Consider the following 17,599-nt stretch of genomic DNA (forward strand, 5'->3'; position numbering starts at 1 on the left):
CCTGGAGGAATTCGATGGACGCCTGGGAAGACCTCGTCACCTCGGCGCTGCTCGGCACCGACCGCCGGCCGCCCGCGCTCCCCGCGACGGCGGCCGGCGACGCCCCCGTCGCGCTGCTCGACGCCGCGGCGGTGCACACCGTACGGCGCAGGGCGGGGCTGCGGCCCGGACCCGCCGGTACGGCTCCGGAGCCCGCGCCCGAGGACACCCGACGGCCCCTGCCCGAGGCCGCCCGCCGCCGTCTCACCCAGCTCCTCGCGGGCCGCGCCGCGGCCGCTCCGTCCGGGGGGCGGCGCGGGGCCGCGCCCGATCTGGCCGAGCTGCTTCCCCAGTGGCTCGCCGCCGCCAACGAACACGGCTACAAGGCACCGGCATCCGCCCTGCCCGCTCTCCTGGACGCCGCCCGCGCCCGCACCGATCTGCGGCCCCAGGCCCTGGTACTGGCCGGGCCGCGCGGACTGTGGCTCGCCCGGCTGAATCCGGAGTGGAGGTTCGCCCTGCGCGGCGCGGGAGGGAGCGCCGCGCTCCCGGACCCGCGGGACGGCGAGGCGGTCCGGGCGCTGTGGGAGGAGGGCCTGTTCGCCGAACGGGTCGCGCTGCTCGCCTCCGTACGCGCCCAGGACGCGGCGGCGGCGCGGGAGCTGCTGCGCTCGACGTGGGCGGCCGAGCGGGCCGAGGACCGGCTGATGTTCCTGGACTCGCTGCGGGCCGGACTCTCCGACGTTGACGAGGAGTTCCTGGAGGCGGCCCTGTCCGATCGCAGTCGCAATGTACGGTCCACGGCCGCCGAACTGCTCTCCGCGCTGCCCGACTCGGCGCTCGCGGGACGGATGGCGGAGCGCGCGTCGTCCTGTGTCTCCCTGGACCGTACGGAAGGGGCCGTGACCGTCGTCGTCGAAGCGCCGCACGAGTGCGACGAGGGCATGCAGCGGGACGGACTGATACCCACCCCGCCCGCGGGCCGCGGCGAGCGGTCCTGGTGGCTGGGCCAACTGGTCGAGTCGGCGCCCCTGTCCTGCTGGTCCGCGCGGTTCGGTGGGCGGACGCCCGAGGAGATCGTCGCCCTGCCCGTCGCCGACGACTGGCAGGGAGAGTTGCACGCCGCCTGGTGCAGGGCGGCGGTACGGCAGCGGGACGCCGCCTGGTCCCGTGCCCTGCTCGGGGCCCCGGCCGCCCCGCCGGCGACGGGCCCCGGCATCGCGTCCCTCGCCGAGCGGGCGAAGCTGCTCTCGACGCTCCCCGACGAGGAGCGGGCGCGCTGGGTGGCCTCGTTCATCGCGGCGCACGGACTGTCGGAGGCGTTCCAGTTGCTCGGGGTGTGCACGGTGCCCTGGTCGGAGCCGCTGGGCGGCGCCGTGATCGACGCCCTGGACATCGCACGGGAGGCGGGCAGTTACCCCTGGAGCTTCAGCGGGGTCATGGGCCTCGCGGAACGCTGCCTGTCCCCGGAGGCGGCGGCCCAACTGGAGTCGCTCACCGCCCTGCCCGCGGAACAGGAGGACGCTTCCCCGGGAGCCGGGGGCTACTGGTCCGAGGCGTTCCAGCGCCTGGTGTCGACCCTGCGGCTTCGGGCCCAGATGCGAGCGGAGCTGGCGGACTGAACCACGGCTACGGCAACGGCCACGCCGTGCGTCGGCCCGGTGGTGCATCGGCAGAGTCGGAGCGCGGCCTGCGACCGGACGATCCGGCGGAGCCGCGCGCTTGCGAGGCGCCACCCCGGCCGCTCGCCGTCCGGACGGCCCCGGTGGTCGGAACACCGCGCGCCGCCGCCGGCCCCGTGCTCAGCCCGCTTCGATGCCCTGGCCGGTCCGCGCCTGCGGCGCTGCGGAAGGGACGAGGCCCGTCCGGCGCTACCGGGGACTCGAACAAGCCCAACGCCGGTCCGCGCCTGCGGCGATCCGGCCGTTCCGGCAAACTCCGGCGCCCTAGACGACCCCGCAGGCGGTCGACCCACGTCTACGGAGGCAGCGGTGCCGACCGCGGAACGGCCGCCCGCCGCCCGCCCCGGCGTGGCCACCGGGCACCTCGGCGTGGCCACCGGGCACATAAGCCCCGGGTGCCAGGGGTGGCGGGAGCGCCCGGCACGCCAAGCGGCCGTGCCATCGCTCACCGCCCCCGCCGCCAGGCGGGCTACGCGGCTACGCGGACGTTCGCGTTCACCCAGTCCACGATCGACGCCGTCGTCGCGCCCGGCGTGAAGATCTCCGCCACGCCCTTCTCCTTCAGCGGCGCGATGTCCGCGTCCGGGATGATGCCGCCGCCGAAGACCTTGATGTCCTCCGCGTCGCGCTCCTTCAGGAGCTCCAGCACCTTCACGAAGAGCGTGTTGTGCGCGCCCGAGAGGATCGAGAGGCCGATCGCGTCGGCGTCCTCCTGGATCGCGGTGTCCACGATCTGCTCCGGCGTCTGGTGCAGCCCCGTGTAGATGACCTCCATGCCGGCGTCGCGCAGTGCCCGCGCGATCACCTTGGCCCCGCGATCGTGGCCGTCGAGACCCGGCTTGGCCACCACCACGCGGATCGGACCGGTCACACCCATCACTGCCTCCACATGCGACCCCCGCGCCTATTTGCCGGGGAGGTGAACGAACGTTATCGCCAGCATCCCGCAAGCGGCCGTTTCGCGGTGGGCAGCGAGGGGGAAATCACACGGTGGGACATGTTCGCTCTGCGCCGGACCCTCCCGGGCCCTCGTTCCGGGCCCAGAAGCCGCAATCGGGTCGGTCGTGCGCTAGGGAGCCGCTACGGGGTCGTCGCGCTCCGCGCCGTCACACCGCACGGCACGGGTGCGACACACCGCACGCCGTTTCGGGGCCCGCGTGCCGTACGGGAGGTCGCCGATGGAGTTCACCAGGCTCACCAAGGTCACCACTGCGCTGAAAGCCAATGCCCTTGAGCTGGCGATCCTCACCGGCCATCTGATCCTCTACCCCTCCGGAATCGTCTCGGAGCGCCCCGCCCCCGCGAAGGAGCCGACGGCCGGCGCGGGCCGGCCCGTGGTCCTTCTGCACGGCTTCGTCGACAATCGCTCGGTCTTCGTCCTGCTGCGGCGCGTCCTCTCCCGGCGCGGTCGCCGCCCGGTGGAGTCGTTCAATTACTCTCCGCTCACGTGCGACCTGCGCGCCGCCGCCGAGCTGCTCGGTCGCCACGTGGAGGCTGTGTGCGCCCGCACCGGCCGTGACGAGGTCGACCTCGTCGGGCACAGCCTGGGCGGTCTCATCGCCCGTTATTACGTACAGCGCCTGGGCGGTGACGCACGGGTGCGGACGCTCGTCATGCTCGGCACCCCGCATTCCGGTACGGCCGCCGCGCCCTGGGTCGGAGCCCATCCGCTGATCCGCCAGATGCGCCCCGGCTCCGAGGTGCTGCGGGAACTCGCCGAGCCGGCGCCGGACTGCCGTACGGCCTGCGTCAGCTTCTGGAGCGACCTCGACCAGGTCATGGTCCCGGTCGAGACCGCGCGGCTCGACCACCCGGATCTGCTGGTCCACAACGTCCGGGTCAGCGGGATCGGACATCTCGCCCTGCCGGTGCATCCGACCGTCGTGGCCGGGATCCTCGAGGTCCTGGACGCCGAGGATGCCGCCGACGCCACGCCCGGGACAGAGCCGGGAGCCGCCTCCGTGGCGTGAATCCGGGTTCCCGCCGCGGCGTGCGCCCCGGCGCACTTCTCGGCACACGGACGCCTGACGGCCCGCCAGGGGATGTCCTTTCTTCGAACGTTCCTCGAACACAGAGCCAAAGCTCTTCCCCGAGGCCGCCGAAACACGGCCGATTGCCCGTTTCCTGCGGACCCAAAACCCTTCGAAGATTGTCGCCCGCGTATACCGCCGGGTACAGTCGCGCCACTGCTTAACCCCGGGACACCCCTGAGCGGGCCCGCCCCGGACTGGTCCTGCCGCCGAGGCGAGAGAGAAGTTGGTGAACGACCAGCACCCCCACGCCGGATACGTCGGAGACGACGTCCACTCCACCGGCGGCTTCGCGACCGACCCACTCTTCGGCGCCCTCCCGGGCGGTTACGAAGCGGGCCACAGCGGCCAGTACGACACCACTCAGTGGAGCGGCAGCCACCAGTGGGACGCCGGCACGTACGACACCTACGTCGCGGAGCAGCCGGCGGCGGCGGCGGCGCAGGGGTACGACACCACGGGTCAGTGGGACGCCACCGCCTGGAGCGAGGCGCAGCAGACCGGCCAGTACGAGGCCGCCCACCTCACCTCGTACGACACCACCGGCCAGTGGAACGCCCCGGCCTTCGAGACGGGCACCTACGACGCCACCGCCTGGAACTACGCCGAGCCCGTCGTTCCGCAGCAGTACACCCCCGCGTACGAGTTCGTCCCCGAGCAGCCGGCCGAACACGCCGCGTCGTCCGAGTACTCGGACCTCACCGGGCAGTTCGAGCACACGGCGCCCGCGGAGCACACGGCGCAGTTCGAGGCCGTCGCGCAGGACGACACCTACACGGACACACCCACGGACGCGTACGCGGACGACTACACGTACGAGTACGCCGACTACGTCTACGAGCCCCCGGCGGAGTCCGAGGAGCCGGCCGCCGAGGTCCTCACCGAGTCCACGGCCACCGCGTCGGCCGCCAACGCCGCGCGTCCCGTGCGCCGTTCCTCCGGTGGTGGCAGCCGGGGCCGTCGCCGTACCCCCGCCAAGCGCTCCGCGCTCCTGACCGTCGCCGTGCCCTCCGCCTGCGTCATGGGCGTCGCCGGGATCGCGGCCGCCTCGGTCGGCGGGCTCGCCGACGCGGACGCGGACACGAAGTCCGACACGACGGCGCTCGCCGCCGCCGACCCGGCCTCGGTCAAGCCGGTCGCCGCCAACAACGAGCTGGACACCCAGCTCGCGGCGCTCAGCGCCGACGCCCGCGACTTCGGCGACCGCGCCAGCCGCACCCAGGAGCGCATCGACCTCAAGCTGCGTCAGGAAGCCGAGAGGAAGAAGCGCGAGGAGGAGGCGGCCCGCAAGGAGGCGCTGCGTCCCAAGTTCGCGCTCCCGGTGAAGCTGCACGAGCTCAGCGCGCGCTACGGGCAGGCCGGTGTCAACTGGATGTCCGTGCACACCGGTATCGACTTCCCGGTCCAGTACGGCACGAAGGTGATGGCCGCGACCGACGGCACGGTCCGCACCCAGTACAACAGCGCCTACGGCAACATGGCGATCGTGACCGCCGCGGACGGCACCGAGACCTGGTACTGCCACCTGAGCAGCACCAAGATCCGCAGCGGCAAGGTCAAGGCCGGTGATGTCATCGCGTACTCCGGCAACTCCGGCAACTCCACCGGCCCGCACCTCCACTTCGAGGTCCGGCCGGCCGGCGGCGCGGCGATCGATCCCGAGGCGTGGCTGCGCGGCCACGGTCTCAGCCCGACCGGCTGACGCGTCCGAGGACAGAAGGAGAGGGGCCCCGGCCATCGGCCGGGGCCCCTCTGCCGTCCTCGTCCCGCGGTCCTACAGCTTCTCGACCGGTGCGTACCGCAGCAGCAGTCGCTTGGGCTTCTCGTCACCGAAGTCGATCGTCGCCTGCGCGTCGGCGCCGGCGCCCGTCACCTGCATGACCGTGCCGAGCCCGAACTGGTCGTGCGTGACCCGGTCGCCCACCTGCAACGCGACGACCGGCTTGTCGGTGGTGCGGCGCGTGGCGAAGCCCGAAGGGCCCGTACGCGCGCGGGAGGAGGAGAGCGAGGAGGTGATGCCCGAGGTCGGCCCGGCGGGCTTGGCCATGGGGCCGGTCCGCTTCCACTCCAGATACGTCGGCGGGATCTCCTCCAGGAAGCGCGAGGCCGGGTTGTACGAGGGCTGGCCCCAGGCGCTGCGCATGGAGGAACGCGTCAGATACAGCCGCTCGCGGGCGCGGGTGATGCCGACGTACGCCAGCCGCCGCTCCTCCTCCAGCTCCTTGGCCTGGCCGAGCGCGCGCATGTGCGGGAAGACGCCGTCCTCCATGCCGGTCAGGAACACCACCGGGAATTCGAGGCCCTTGGCGGTGTGCAGCGTCATCAGCGTGATGACTCCGGACCCCTCCTCGTCCTCGTCGGGGATCTGGTCGGAGTCGGCGACGAGAGCCACCTTCTCCAGAAACTCGGCGAGCGTCCCGGCACCCTCCTCGGCCTCGGTGCGCTCCTGCTCGAACTCCAGGGCCACCGTCGCGAGCTCCTGGAGGTTCTCGATCCGGGTCTCGTCCTGAGGGTCGGTGGAGGCTTGCAGTTCGGCGAGGTATCCCGTCCGCTCCAGCACCGCTTCCACGACCACGGCGGGGCCGGCGCCGGACTCGACGATGGTGCGCAGCTCCTCCATGAGGGTGTTGAAGCGCTTGACGGCGTTGGCGGAGCGGGCCGCCATGCCGTACGCCTCGTCGACCCGCTTCAGCGCCTGCGGGAAGGTGATCTTCTCCCGGAGGGAGAGGGCGTCGATCATCGCCTCGGCGCGGTCGCCGATGCCGCGCTTGGGTACGTTCAGGATCCGGCGCAGCGGGACGGCGTCCTCGGGGTTGGCGAGGACGCGCAGGTAGGCGAGGACGTCACGGACCTCCTTGCGCTCGTAGAAGCGCACACCGCCGACGACCTTGTAGGGCAGGCCGACGCGGATGAAGATCTCTTCGAAGACACGGGACTGGGCGTTGGTCCGGTAGAAGACGGCGACGTCGCCGGCCTTCGCGTCGCCCGCGTCCGTGAGCCGGTCGATCTCGTCGGCGACGAACTGGGCCTCGTCGTGCTCGGTGTCCGCGACATAGCCGGTGATCTGCGCGCCCGCGCCCGCGTTGGTCCACAGGTTCTTGGGGCGGCGGCTCTCGTTGCGCTCGATGACGGCGTTGGCGGCGGAGAGGATCGTCTGTGTCGAGCGGTAGTTCTGCTCCAGCAGGATCGTTGTCGCGTTCGGGTAGTCCTCCTCGAACTGGAGGATGTTGCGGATGGTCGCGCCGCGGAAGGCGTAGATCGACTGGTCCGCGTCGCCGACGACGCACAGCTCGGCCGGCTCCAGGTCCTCGTAACCGGTGCCGACCAGCTCCCGTACGAGGGTGTACTGGGCGTGGTTGGTGTCCTGGTACTCGTCGACGAGGACGTGGCGGAAGCGGCGGCGGTAGTGCTCGGCGACGTCCGGGAACGCCTGGAGCAGGTGGACCGTCGTCATGATGATGTCGTCGAAGTCCAGGGCGTTGGCCTCGCGCAGCCGCGCCTGGTACATCCGGTACGCCTCGGCGAGCGTCTTCTCGAAGCCGTCGGCGGCCTGGTCGGCGAAGGTCTCCTCGTCGATCAGCTCGTTCTTCAGGTTCGAGATCTTGGCGCTGAAGGACTTCGGCGGGAACTTCTTCGGATCGAGGTCCAGGTCGCGGCAGACCAGCGCCATCAGGCGCTTGGAGTCGGCGGCGTCGTAGATCGAGAACGAGGAGGTGAAGCCGAGCTTCTTCGACTCGCGGCGCAGGATGCGGACGCAGGCGCTGTGGAAGGTCATGACCCACATGGCGTTGGCGCGCGGGCCGACGAGGTGCTCGACGCGCTCCTTCATCTCGCCCGCGGCCTTGTTGGTGAAGGTGATCGCCAGTATCTGGCCGGGGTGGACGTGCCGGGTGGCCAGGAGGTGGGCGATGCGGTGGGTGAGGACCCGGGTCTTGCCGGAGCCGGCGCCGGCCACGATGAGCAGCGGAGTGCCGGTGTGGACGACGGCGGCGCGCTGCTGTTCGTTCAGCCCGTCCAGCAGCGCGGAGGCGTCCACGACGGGGCGCGGGGCACCGTCGCGGTAGTGCGCGTCCCTGGCCGCGGGCACGTCGAAGGCACCCCCGAAGAGGTCGTGCGGGACCTCCTCCGCGGCCGGGGCACCGTGGTCGTGGTCCTCGGGCGGGGGCGGGGGCTCCTCCGAGGAATGGTTCTGGAGGCTCGCCAGGAAGCTGTCGTCAAAGAGGCTGCTCATCGCCTAACGAGTCTAGGCCGCCCCACCGACAACCCGGCCCCACCTCCAGAAGTGACCGGATTCTCACGGAAGGTGACCGTCCGCATCAGGTCACGAAAATGTATCGGGCATATCGAACATCGGCCTTCACAGCCGCCCCACGGGTTGGCTAGCGTGCTCGCCCAAGCAGCCCGTCCTCTCCGACGGCGAATCGCGCCGAGCGGGCGGCCCACGCCGCATCCGGCCCGGTCCGAAGCCGTTCGGGCCCACGCATGTCGGCGGCCATGGAAGGAGATGCCGGTCTTGGCGTCCCATCGCAAGCCGCGCAGCACACGTCCGCACTCCCCCGCCGTCGGGGTCACGACGGCCGCCATCGCCTCCGTCACGCTGCTGTCCACGCAGAGTGCCCAGGCGGCGCCCGCCGCCCCGAAGCCGACGGTGGAAGAGATCCAGAAGAAGGTCGACGACCTCTACCGGCAGGCCGGCACGGCGACGCAGGAGTACAACCGCGCCAAGGAGGCCACCGACCAACAGCGCCGGAAGGTCGACCGGATCCTGGACGACGTGGCCAGGAAGACGGACGCGATCAACGAGTCCCGTCGCGCGCTCGGCTCGTACGCGGCGGCGCAGTACCGGTCGGGGGCGGTCGGCCCGACCGCCGCGCTGATCTTCGCCGACAGCCCGCAGTCGTACTTCGACCAGACCCATCTCATGGCCCGGCTCTCCGAGCGGCAGCACAGCGCGGTGGCGGACTACGAGGGCAAGCGCGCCGCGGCGGCGAAGCAGCGGGCGGAGGCCACCAAGAGCCTGGAGAGCCTCACCGAGTCGCAGGCGACGCTGCGCACGAGCAAGCAGACCGTCCAGCGGAAGCTGGCGGAGGCGCGGACGCTCCTGGCCCGGCTGACGGCCGAGGAGAAGGCCCGGCTCGCGGAGCTGGAGCGCAAGCGCGAGGCCGAGGCCCGGCGCAAGGCGGAGGAGCGGGCGAAGGCCGAGGCGGCCGCCAAGGCTGCCGCGGCGGCTGCCGAGGCCGAGCGGCGCCGGCAGGAGGAGGCGGCGACCGGGGAGCAGCCCGAGCCGCCGGCGACCGGCGGCTCGACCGACTCGACGTACGCGGCGAAGGCCGAGAAGGCACTGGCCTTCGCCCGGGCGCAGATCGGCAAGCCGTACGTCTGGGGCGCGACGGGTCCGAGCTCGTACGACTGCTCGGGGCTGACCCAGGCCGCCTGGAAGGCCGCGGGCGTCGAGCTGCCGCGCACCACCTGGGACCAGGTGGAGGTCGGAACCAGGGTCGCGACGGCGGATCTGCTCCCCGGCGATCTGGTCTTCTTCTACGACGACATCAGCCACGTGGGCCTGTACATCGGCGGCGGCAAGATGATCCACGCGCCGAAGCCGGGCGCCGACGTCCGCGAGGAGTCGATCTACTACATGCCGATCTACGGGAGCGTGCGCCCGGCCTGACGCCCCTGGGTCCTCGTCCGGACCTGAGGTCTCAGGAAGTCTCAGGAAGTCTCAGAAGGTCTCGGGAAGTCAGAGGAGGTCTCGGGAAGTCTCAGGAGGTCTCAGGTCCAGAGCGTCGCGATGAAGATGTTGGCCACGGTCAGCCCGCCCACGGCGCCGAAGAGGCCCTTGTCGACGGTCTCCTCGTCCCGCTTCACGTACACGAGGGCGAGGATGACGACGAGGACCGCCAGCTTGATGCCGATCTTCACGTTGTTGACGGCCTGGTCGTCCGCCTTGTTGAGCCGACCAGGGCGACCCCGGTCACCAGCATCGTCAGCGCGCCGTGCAGCATGGCCGGCACGAAGCGGGCCGTACCCGCGCCCATCGCCTTCATCTGGGTGAGGAACCCTCCGAGGAGCGAGCCGATCCCGATGATGTGCAGGGCGACGAAGACATTGATGAGTACGTCCATGGGGCGGAGCCTAACCGGGCCCTAGCACCGCCGTTCGGCCGGGTGCGGCCACTCCGCCGCATCGGTCAGGGCCCTTCCGCAATGCGGCACCCACCCGTCGCCCGCGCCGGAAGCGAACGGTCCTGGAACGCCAACTGCCGCCAATAGCGGTCAACTCCCCGCACTGCCGTGACGCCGAGGTTTAGCGTCCTCCCCCAGGTGGCCGACTTCCCACCACCCGCCGGTCCTTCCGGCGGCAGTCGGTCGCCCCCGCCGAGAAATCCGGCGGTGGGCCGTCTCCCCTGTGCGGTCCATCGCCGGACCCGGCCGGGCATCGACCCCCACAGGGAGAGGATGTGACCCGCCCTCGTGGCAGCTCACCGGAAGCCCAGGAACTCACCCCTCGGTGGCCAGGCGGCACGGACCGCCGCCACGCTCGCCCTCGCCTCCGCGGCCACGGCGACCGTCTTCGAGGGCTCCGGGCACGCCGAGCCCAGGCTCACCCCCGCGCAGGTCAAGGCGAAGGTCGACCGGCTGTACCAGGAGGCCGAGGTGGCCACCGAGAGGTACAACGGGGCCAAGGAGAAGGCCGACGAGGCGCGGGGCGCGCTCGACCGGCTGCGCGACGAGGCCGCCCGCAGGACCGATCGCCTCAACAGCGCCCGGGACGGGCTCGGTTCCACGGCCGCCGCGCAGTACCGCTCCGGCGGCCTCGACCCCGCCGTACAGCTCGCCCTGACCTCCGACCCGGACCAGTACCTGGCGCGCGCCGCGCTCGTGGAGAAGGCCGGGGAGCGGCAGGCGGCGGCGATCGCTTCCGTACGGCGGGAGCTCACCGGGATCAAGCAGCTGCGGACCGAGTCGACGGAGCGGCTGACAGAGTTGCGTGGCCACGAGGCCGATCTGCGGCGGCAGAAGACGGCCGTCCAGGGCAAGCTCGACGAGGCGCGGACCCTGCTGGCCCGGCTGACCGCCGAGGAGCGGGCGCGGTATCAGGCGGTGGCCGGTACGGGCCGGAGCGGCACGGACGGCTCCGGCGGGGCCGCCGGAACGACCGGGGCCCGCGCCGACCGGACCACGGAGGCGCGCGGTCCGATCTCGGCGCCCAACAGCCGCGCCGCTCAGGCGATCTCCTTCGCCAGGGACCAGATCGGCAAGCCGTACGTGTGGGGCGCGACGGGCCCGTCGGGGTACGACTGCTCGGGCCTGACGCAGGCCGCGTGGCGCTCCGCCGGGGTGTCGCTGCCGCGCACGACGTACACGCAGATCAATGCCGGGCAGCGGGTGTCCCGCTCCCAACTGGCTCCGGGTGACCTGGTCTTCTTCTACTCCGGCATCAGTCACGTCGGCTTGTACATCGGTGGCGGGCAGATGATCCACGCACCCCGCCCGGGCGCTCCGATCCGGGTGGCGCCGATCGACGAGATGCCGTTCGCCGGCGCGACGCGGGTGGGGTGAGGACTGGAACCTCTTGACCTTTGGATAGTGGCGCTATCTACTGTAGGTAGTGCCACTATCCAATCGTGGAGAGGACACCCATGCCCACGCTCCCCTGGACCGTTCCGCATCCGGCCCGCCCCGGCACCGAGGCTCTGGTCATGGCCTCCCGCTTCGAGGTGCGCTCCTTGAAGGACGTCCCCCGGTTCTTTCTGCAGTCCCTGCGCACGTGGCGGCAGGTGAAGTCGGCGCCGGGCGCCCTCGGCGCGTCGTTGACGGCGCGGCCGCTGAAGCGGACCTTCTACACCCTCTCGGCGTGGGAGGACCGTGCCGCCCTCACTGCCTACGCCCGCGCCGAGCCCCACCGTTCGATCATGAACGGCCTGCGCCCGACGATGCGCGACTCCACCTTCACCTACTGGCAGGTGCCGGTGGAGCAGCTGCCGATCGACTGGGACGAGGCCGGGCGGCGGCTCGCCGAGGAAGCGGCGAAGAGCAAGTCGCACTGAAGGTCGTGTCCGTGTCCGTTCGGCCGCCCGGCCAGGCGTCGGCCCGCGATGGCGGGCCGACGGTCCGGGCGCGGGGAGGCCGCCGGGGGCTGGGTGGGCAGACGCTCTGGGTGGGGCGGGTGGGGCTGGGTGGGCAGGCGCTTTGATCGGGGGCCGGTGGGGCTGGGTGGGGGGCTCAGATCAGTCGGCGGGCGGTCGCCCAGCGGGTCAGCTCGTGCCGGTTGGACAGCTGCAGCTTGCGCAGGACCGCCGAGACGTGCGACTCGACCGTCTTCACCGAGATGTAGAGCTGCTTGGCGATCTCCTTGTACGCGTATCCGCGGGCGATCAGCCGCAGTACCTCGCGCTCGCGCTGGGTGAGACGGTCGAGGTCCTCGTCGACCGGCGGGGCGTCGGTCGAGGCGAAGGCGTCGAGGACGAAGCCGGCCAGGCGGGGGGAGAACACCGCGTCGCCCTCCTGCACGCGGAAGATCGAGTCGACCAGGTCGGTACCGGTGATCGTCTTGGTGACGTAACCGCGGGCCCCGCCCCGGATCACCCCGATCACGTCCTCCGCCGCGTCGGAGACCGAGAGGGCCAGGAAGCGCACCGGGTCCTCGGGCGCCGCCATCAGGCTCGCGCAGCGGCGCAGCACCTCGACCCCGCCGCCGCCGGGCAGATGCACGTCGAGCAGGACGACCTCGGGGCGGGTGGCGGTGATCACCGTGACCGCCTGGTCGACGTCGGCGGCCTCGCCGACCACCTCGACGCCGGTGACCTCGGTCCGGCCGATCTCGGCCTGGACGCCCGTGCGGAACATGCGGTGGTCGTCGACGAGTACGACCCGTACCCGACGCTCCGTGGTCCGTGCCGCTGTCGTCCCGGTGCCGGTCTCGTCACTCATGCGTCCGCCCTCTCCATCTCAAGCTCCACTTCGGTGCCTCCGCCCGGCACGGACCGCAATCGGGCCGAACCGCCGTTGCGCTGCATCCGGCCGATGATCGATTCTCTTACGCCCATCCGGTCGTCGGGCACGGAATCGAGGTCGAAGCCGGGCCCACGGTCCCGGACGGAGACGAAGACCGTACGGCCCTCGACCTCGGCGTAGACCTGCACCGCCCCACCCTCGCCACCGTACTTCGCGGCGTTCACCATCGCCTCGCGCGCGGCCTGCATCTGCGCGGCCAGCTTCTCGTCGAGCGGGCAGTCGCCCACGACGACGACCTCCAGCGGGACGCCGTGCTTGTCCTCGACCTCGGCGGCGGCCCGCTTCACCGCCTCGGCGAGCGTCTCGGGCTCCTCCCCCTCGTCCTTTCCGGTGCCCTCCGGCTTGTACAGCCAGTTCCGCAGCTCGCGCTCCTGGGCCCGGGCGAGCCGGCGCACCTCGCCCGGCTCATCGGCGTTGCGCTGGATCAGGGTGAGCGTGTGCAGCACCGAGTCATGGACATGAGCCGCGACCTCGGCGCGCTCCTGGGCGCGGATACGCATGGTCCGCTCCTCGGAGAGGTCCTGCGACATCCGCACCAGCCAGGGCCCGGCGAGCAGGGCGATGCCGGTGAGCACGGCTATCGCGGCGGTCAGCGCCGTGCCCAGTTGGGCCGCGGAGCCGCGAACCACCATGAAGACCGTCAGCCCCATGCCGACGAGGGCGACCCCGGCGAAACCGCGGGCGAGCTGCAGAGTGCGCCGGCGGCGGCCCGGCTCCGTCCAGCTGGCCCGTCGGGCGTTGTCCGCCTGTCGCCAGACGAGCACGACTCCGACACCGATCAGGAGCGTCGGCCAGACATAGCGGTCCGTTCTGTTGCCCCAGTCGATGTTGCCGGCGAAGATCGCGGCGCCGATCGCGAGCGCGATCAGCGCGAAGACCTGGCCGCGGTCTGGCTTGCGCAGCCTGCGCCGGCCGTCGGGGGTCGTCTCGAACACGGGTCGGGGCGCGGAGCGGCCGCCGACACCGAGCGGGACGACGATCCAGAACACCGCGTACAGCAGGGCGCCGAGGCCGTCCGCGAGAAGCAGGGCAGCGAACAGAGCACGGACCCAGACGACGGGCAGGCCCAGGTGTCCGGCGAGACCGCGTGCGACACCGCCGAGCCACCGGCCGTCGGCGCTCCGGTAGAGCTTGCGCACGGGCGGTTCGTCGGTGTCGGTGACTCGGGCGGCTGCTGGCATGGACCGATCGTCACACGAGCGGCCGTTGGGGGACATCAGGGTCGGTCCCTGAGATCGCCCCTAGGAAGCGGCCCCTAGGAGGTTCTCCGGGTGGACGGCCGGTCGAATATCAGGGTCGCGCCAGGGTCGGCCCCGGTGCCGCGGTGGGGCGTCGGCCGTCACCATGGACGCATGACGAGTTCGACGCCTTTCCACCACGAGGCCCCGCCGCCGGCGGAGGCCCCGCCCGTCACGGCCTTGGGCCGCTCGCGGCGGCACAAGGTCGTGGCCGGTGTGTGCGGCGGCCTCGGCCGGCACTTCGATCTCGATCCGGTGATCTTCCGCATCGCGGTCGGCGTGCTGTCCGTGACCGGCGGCATCGGGCTGATCTTCTACGGCTTCGCGTGGCTGCTGCTCCCGCTCGCGGGCGAGGAGGAGAACGAGGGGCGCAGACTGCTCTCGGGCCGGGTCGACGGGGCGGCCCTCGCGGCAGTACTGATGGCGCTGGTCGGCTGCGGCGTCTTCCTGTCGATGCTGAGCAACGGCGGGATGCTGGCGTTCACGATGATGCTGTCGATAGCGGTGTGTGGCGCCGCGGTCTGGTCGCAGCGGCGCGTGCAGGCGGTCGGCGGTGACGCCGAGGGCCGGATGGACGCGGCGACGGCGCAGGCCGTCGCGGAGGCCCCGCCGGAGGCGAAGCCCCCGCCGCTGGTGGAGTTCCCCTCCTGGTGGAGGGACCCCATAGTCAAGGACGGCTCGACCGGACCGATCGCCGTCGGTTATCTCTGGGGCCCGCACGGCGTGGTCGGTCCGGACGGCCGGCTCGAGAGCGGCGAGGTGCCGGTGCCGGGCAGCCAGTGGGGCACCGACGCGGTGGACGCCAGGCATCGGCCCACCGCGTCGACGGTGGTCCGGGGCGGCCCGCGCTCCATCGGCGGCCTGCTCTTCCTGCTCGCGCTGTTGGCCGGCGGCCTCGGCACGGGTCTGTCCTGGGAGGCCCATCCGCTCGGCACCAGCTTTCAGATCGGCCTGGTCGCCGCGCTGGGCGTGCTCGGCCTCGGCCTGGCGGTGAGCAGCTTCCTCGGCCGGACCGGGTTCGGCACGATCTTCCTGACCGTAATCACCGCCGGTCTGCTCGCCGTGGCGGCGGCGCTGCCGAAGGAGATATCCACGGACTGGGTCCGCACGACCTGGAAACCCACCTCGGTCGCCGCCGTACAGCCCCGCTACCAATTGGGCACGGGCGTCGGCACGCTCGATCTCTCCCGCCTCGCCGTGCCCGCCGGGACCACGGTCGACACCGCGGCCGAGGTCGGCGCCGGAAAGATCGAAGTGGTCGTCCCGAAGAACGTCACGGTGAAGCTGCGGGCCCAGGTCGGCCTGGGTGATCTGCAACTGCCCCAGCAGCGCCCCGAGGACATCGACATCGCGCCGGACCGCGACGAGAGCCGTACGCTCGTCCCGCCGAAGGGCTCGGCCCCCGGCGGGACGGTGAACCTCTCGCTGGAGGTCGGGGTCGGACAGGTGGAGGTCACCCGTGCTGCTTCATGAGTTCCGTCCCGGCCGGCTGATCGCCGGCGCGACCGCCCTCGGTCTCTCCGTCATGTACGCGGGCGACGCGGCGGACGCCTGGGCCACCCCTTGGTACGAGGTGATCCCGGTTCTCTGCGGCGGCCTGGGCACGGCCGCCCTGGCGACCTGGGTGGCCTACCGCCTGCGCCGCCGTTCGGCGAGAGCGGCGTCGAGCGAGAACACGGAGGCGCCGGCGAGCACGAGCGGCAGCCAGGACATCAGATAGGCGAGGTCGTTGCCGTAGTAGTACGGGTCGCTCTGCCAGCTCACGGTCAGCCACAGGCTCAGCGAGATCAGCGCCCCGCCGGCCGCGGCCAGCCGGGCGAACAGGCCGATGAGCGTCCCGATGCCGACGGCGAGCTCGCCGAAGGCGATGGCGTAACCGAACCCGACGGGGTTGTCGAGCGCCAGGTCCACGAGGGCCGGGACGGCCGAGCCGTCTCGGACGCCCCGCATCATCTCGCCGATGGATCCGCTGCCGGTAGCGGACATGAAGGTGGAGTCGGTGAGCTTGTCGAGCCCGGCATAGATGAAGGTGACGCCGAGGAAGAGCCTCAGCGGCAGCAGGGCGTACCGGGAGGCGGTCTCCTTCCATCCACCGCCCCCCCGCCCGGACCGGCCCCGACCACCCGGTCCACCGGGATTGCCGTGCCGACCCGGACCGCCCGGACCGCCGTAGTCGCCACCGCCGTAACCGCCACCGCCGGAACCGCCGTCGCCGCTATCGCCGTAGTCACCGTCCCCGGTTCCGTACGTCCCGGTCGCTCTGTGCATTCGTCCTGACATCACGGCCTGCCTCTCCGCGCCACTGTCCGCAGAACCGATTGTCCTCGGACCCCCCGCAGGTGGATACGCGACGAACACGCCGAGAGTTCAGACAGCGGTCGGCTCAGCGGTGGCCTCAGTCGACCACGTCGATGGTGACGCGGTTGGTCTCCACGCCCGAGGCCGTCACCACCCACATCTCGACCCGTCCCGGCTCCACGTCCACGGGCAGCGGGACGGTCAGCGAGGAGTCCGTCGGGTTGGCGAAGCCACCCGGTACGGGGACCAGGGGAACGTGGGCGTGCACGGAGCCGATGCGCACGACCAGACGGGTCAACGCGTCCGGACCGTTCGCGCCGGCCGGGACGAACCCGGTCCCCCGGATCTCGATGTCGTCGCCGGTACGGATCGGGGCGTCCAGGTCGCCCGCCTCGCGGGACCGGACGACGGAGAGGACGACGGGCCGGCCGCCCTCCCCGCACTTCGCGGCGAGATAGCCGGCCGCCGCCACGGCGACGAGGAGCACGAGGGCCCAGGGCAGCCCGGGCAGCCGGTCGGGTTCCCGCCCGAGGCGCACGGCGCCGAGTACGAGGGCGGCGCCCGACACCAGGACGTACCCGAGGTCGGTGAGGCACGCCCGCCCGTCGTCGTCGCAGAAGAGGTCGGCGACGCGGGGGCGGTCGGCGCGGACCTTCTGCAGCCGCTGCCCCACGACGCGTACCCACACGATCCGGCGGGTGGCGACGGCGACCGCCGACGTCAGGGCGAAGAGGCTCAGCAGTCCCGCGCCGTGGGAGATCCCGAGGCCGGTCCGGTCGACGCCGGTGAGCAGACGCACCCCGAGGAAGAGGACGGCGTACACGGCGAAGAGCAGCCACGCCGCGGCGACCGCGCGGGAGGTGGAGAGCCGGTTGTCCTCGCCGACCAGCGGCGCCAGGACCCCACCGCGCGCCCGGTGGGCGTGGGCGACCCAGGTCAACGGGAGCGCCAGAAGGAGCGCGGCCACCAGACCGGCCGTGCGCGCCCCCGTCCATCCTGAGCCGATCGCGGTGAGCGCCTGCGCCAGCAGCAGGGCGAGAACCGCGCCCCACACGGCGCCGAGGGTGGCGCGCCGGACGCGCCGGAGCCAGGCATCACCGGCCTCGCGGCCCCGCGCGGAGACGGCGCGGGCGGACTGGGCGAGCGCTTCGGAGACCCACTGACGGGAGGCGCCGGGCGAGTGCGCGACGGCGGCGGGCACCCCTTGGCCCGCGGCGAGTTCGTCCCGCCGGGCGAGGAAGGCGGCGACGGCACGCCGGTGACCCGCACGCCCGCCCTGAGCGCACCGCACGTGGTCATCACACTGTCTCGCCTCTTGTACCGCCACGCCGTTCACTTCCCGATCGGTCAATTGG

13 protein-coding genes and 1 pseudogene are annotated in these 17,599 nt (G+C 72.2%); 7 read left to right on the forward strand and 7 right to left on the reverse strand.

What is annotated here, in order from left to right; all coding sequences use genetic code 11:
- Positions 1–14 precede the first annotated feature (14 nt).
- The gene (locus ACZ4VW_RS03465; protein ID WP_467957921.1) at positions 15–1,601 is read left to right on the forward strand and encodes a DUF5691 domain-containing protein; all 1,587 of its coding nucleotides are present in this window, start codon (positions 15–17) and stop codon (positions 1,599–1,601) included.
- Positions 1,602–2,130: 529 nt separating this feature from the next.
- Here the strand turns inward: ACZ4VW_RS03465 and ACZ4VW_RS03470 are convergent.
- Positions 2,131–2,538 (reverse strand): cobalamin B12-binding domain-containing protein, encoded by a 408-nt coding sequence (locus ACZ4VW_RS03470; protein WP_158989561.1) that lies wholly within the window; start codon positions 2,536–2,538, stop codon positions 2,131–2,133.
- A gap of 301 nt (positions 2,539–2,839) precedes the next feature.
- Between ACZ4VW_RS03470 and ACZ4VW_RS03475 the strand changes: the two genes are divergently transcribed.
- Positions 2,840–3,631 carry an esterase/lipase family protein gene (locus tag ACZ4VW_RS03475; protein ID WP_467957923.1) on the forward strand — a complete coding sequence of 264 codons (792 nt, stop codon included), beginning with the start codon at positions 2,840–2,842 and terminating at the stop codon, positions 3,629–3,631.
- Positions 3,632–3,920: 289 nt separating this feature from the next.
- Positions 3,921–5,393 (forward strand): M23 family metallopeptidase, encoded by a 1,473-nt coding sequence (locus ACZ4VW_RS03480; RefSeq protein ID WP_467957925.1) that lies wholly within the window; start codon positions 3,921–3,923, stop codon positions 5,391–5,393.
- 72 nt (positions 5,394–5,465) lie between these two features.
- Here the strand turns inward: ACZ4VW_RS03480 and pcrA are convergent, their stop codons facing one another.
- Positions 5,466–7,922, reverse strand: a complete 2,457-nt coding sequence (pcrA, locus tag ACZ4VW_RS03485; RefSeq protein WP_467957927.1) for a DNA helicase PcrA — start codon at positions 7,920–7,922, stop codon at positions 5,466–5,468.
- A 273-nt stretch (positions 7,923–8,195) separates the two neighbouring features.
- Between pcrA and ACZ4VW_RS03490 the strand changes: the two genes are divergently transcribed.
- Positions 8,196–9,362, forward strand: a complete 1,167-nt coding sequence (locus ACZ4VW_RS03490) for a C40 family peptidase (RefSeq protein ID WP_467957929.1) — start codon at positions 8,196–8,198, stop codon at positions 9,360–9,362.
- Positions 9,363–9,463: 101 nt separating this feature from the next.
- Here the strand turns inward: ACZ4VW_RS03490 and ACZ4VW_RS03495 are convergent.
- Positions 9,464–9,816: pseudogene (locus tag ACZ4VW_RS03495) on the reverse strand (hypothetical protein).
- 348 nt (positions 9,817–10,164) lie between these two features.
- Here ACZ4VW_RS03495 and ACZ4VW_RS03500 point away from each other — a divergent pair.
- Positions 10,165–11,253, forward strand: coding sequence for a C40 family peptidase (locus ACZ4VW_RS03500; protein ID WP_467957931.1), 1,089 nt, complete (start codon positions 10,165–10,167; stop codon positions 11,251–11,253).
- Between the two features lie 80 nt (positions 11,254–11,333).
- Positions 11,334–11,741: a DUF3291 domain-containing protein gene (locus ACZ4VW_RS03505; protein WP_467957933.1), complete on the forward strand. Its 408-nt coding sequence runs from the start codon at positions 11,334–11,336 to the stop codon at positions 11,739–11,741.
- A 175-nt stretch (positions 11,742–11,916) separates the two neighbouring features.
- Here ACZ4VW_RS03505 and ACZ4VW_RS03510 read toward each other — a convergent pair whose 3' ends face one another.
- Together ACZ4VW_RS03510 and ACZ4VW_RS03515 are read right to left on the reverse strand one after the other, a co-directional pair.
- Positions 11,917–12,624 (reverse strand): LuxR C-terminal-related transcriptional regulator, encoded by a 708-nt coding sequence (locus ACZ4VW_RS03510; RefSeq protein ID WP_467957934.1) that lies wholly within the window; start codon positions 12,622–12,624, stop codon positions 11,917–11,919.
- Positions 12,621–13,889 (reverse strand): PspC domain-containing protein, encoded by a 1,269-nt coding sequence (locus ACZ4VW_RS03515; RefSeq protein WP_467957935.1) that lies wholly within the window; start codon positions 13,887–13,889, stop codon positions 12,621–12,623. Before ACZ4VW_RS03515 ends, ACZ4VW_RS03510 begins: the two co-directional genes overlap by 4 nt.
- A gap of 171 nt (positions 13,890–14,060) precedes the next feature.
- Between ACZ4VW_RS03515 and ACZ4VW_RS03520 the strand changes: the two genes are divergently transcribed.
- The gene (locus tag ACZ4VW_RS03520; protein WP_467957937.1) at positions 14,061–15,419 is read left to right on the forward strand and encodes a PspC domain-containing protein; all 1,359 of its coding nucleotides are present in this window, start codon (positions 14,061–14,063) and stop codon (positions 15,417–15,419) included.
- A 156-nt stretch (positions 15,420–15,575) separates the two neighbouring features.
- Here the strand turns inward: ACZ4VW_RS03520 and ACZ4VW_RS03525 are convergent, their stop codons facing one another.
- Positions 15,576–16,007 carry a DoxX family membrane protein gene (locus ACZ4VW_RS03525; protein ID WP_467958171.1) on the reverse strand — a complete coding sequence of 144 codons (432 nt, stop codon included), beginning with the start codon at positions 16,005–16,007 and terminating at the stop codon, positions 15,576–15,578.
- Positions 16,008–16,341: 334 nt separating this feature from the next.
- Positions 16,342–17,571, reverse strand: coding sequence for a hypothetical protein (locus tag ACZ4VW_RS03530; RefSeq protein ID WP_467957939.1), 1,230 nt, complete (start codon positions 17,569–17,571; stop codon positions 16,342–16,344).
- Positions 17,572–17,599: the final 28 nt, after the last annotated feature.

The sequence above is a fragment of the Streptomyces sp. NPDC029139 genome (genome assembly GCF_055564335.1).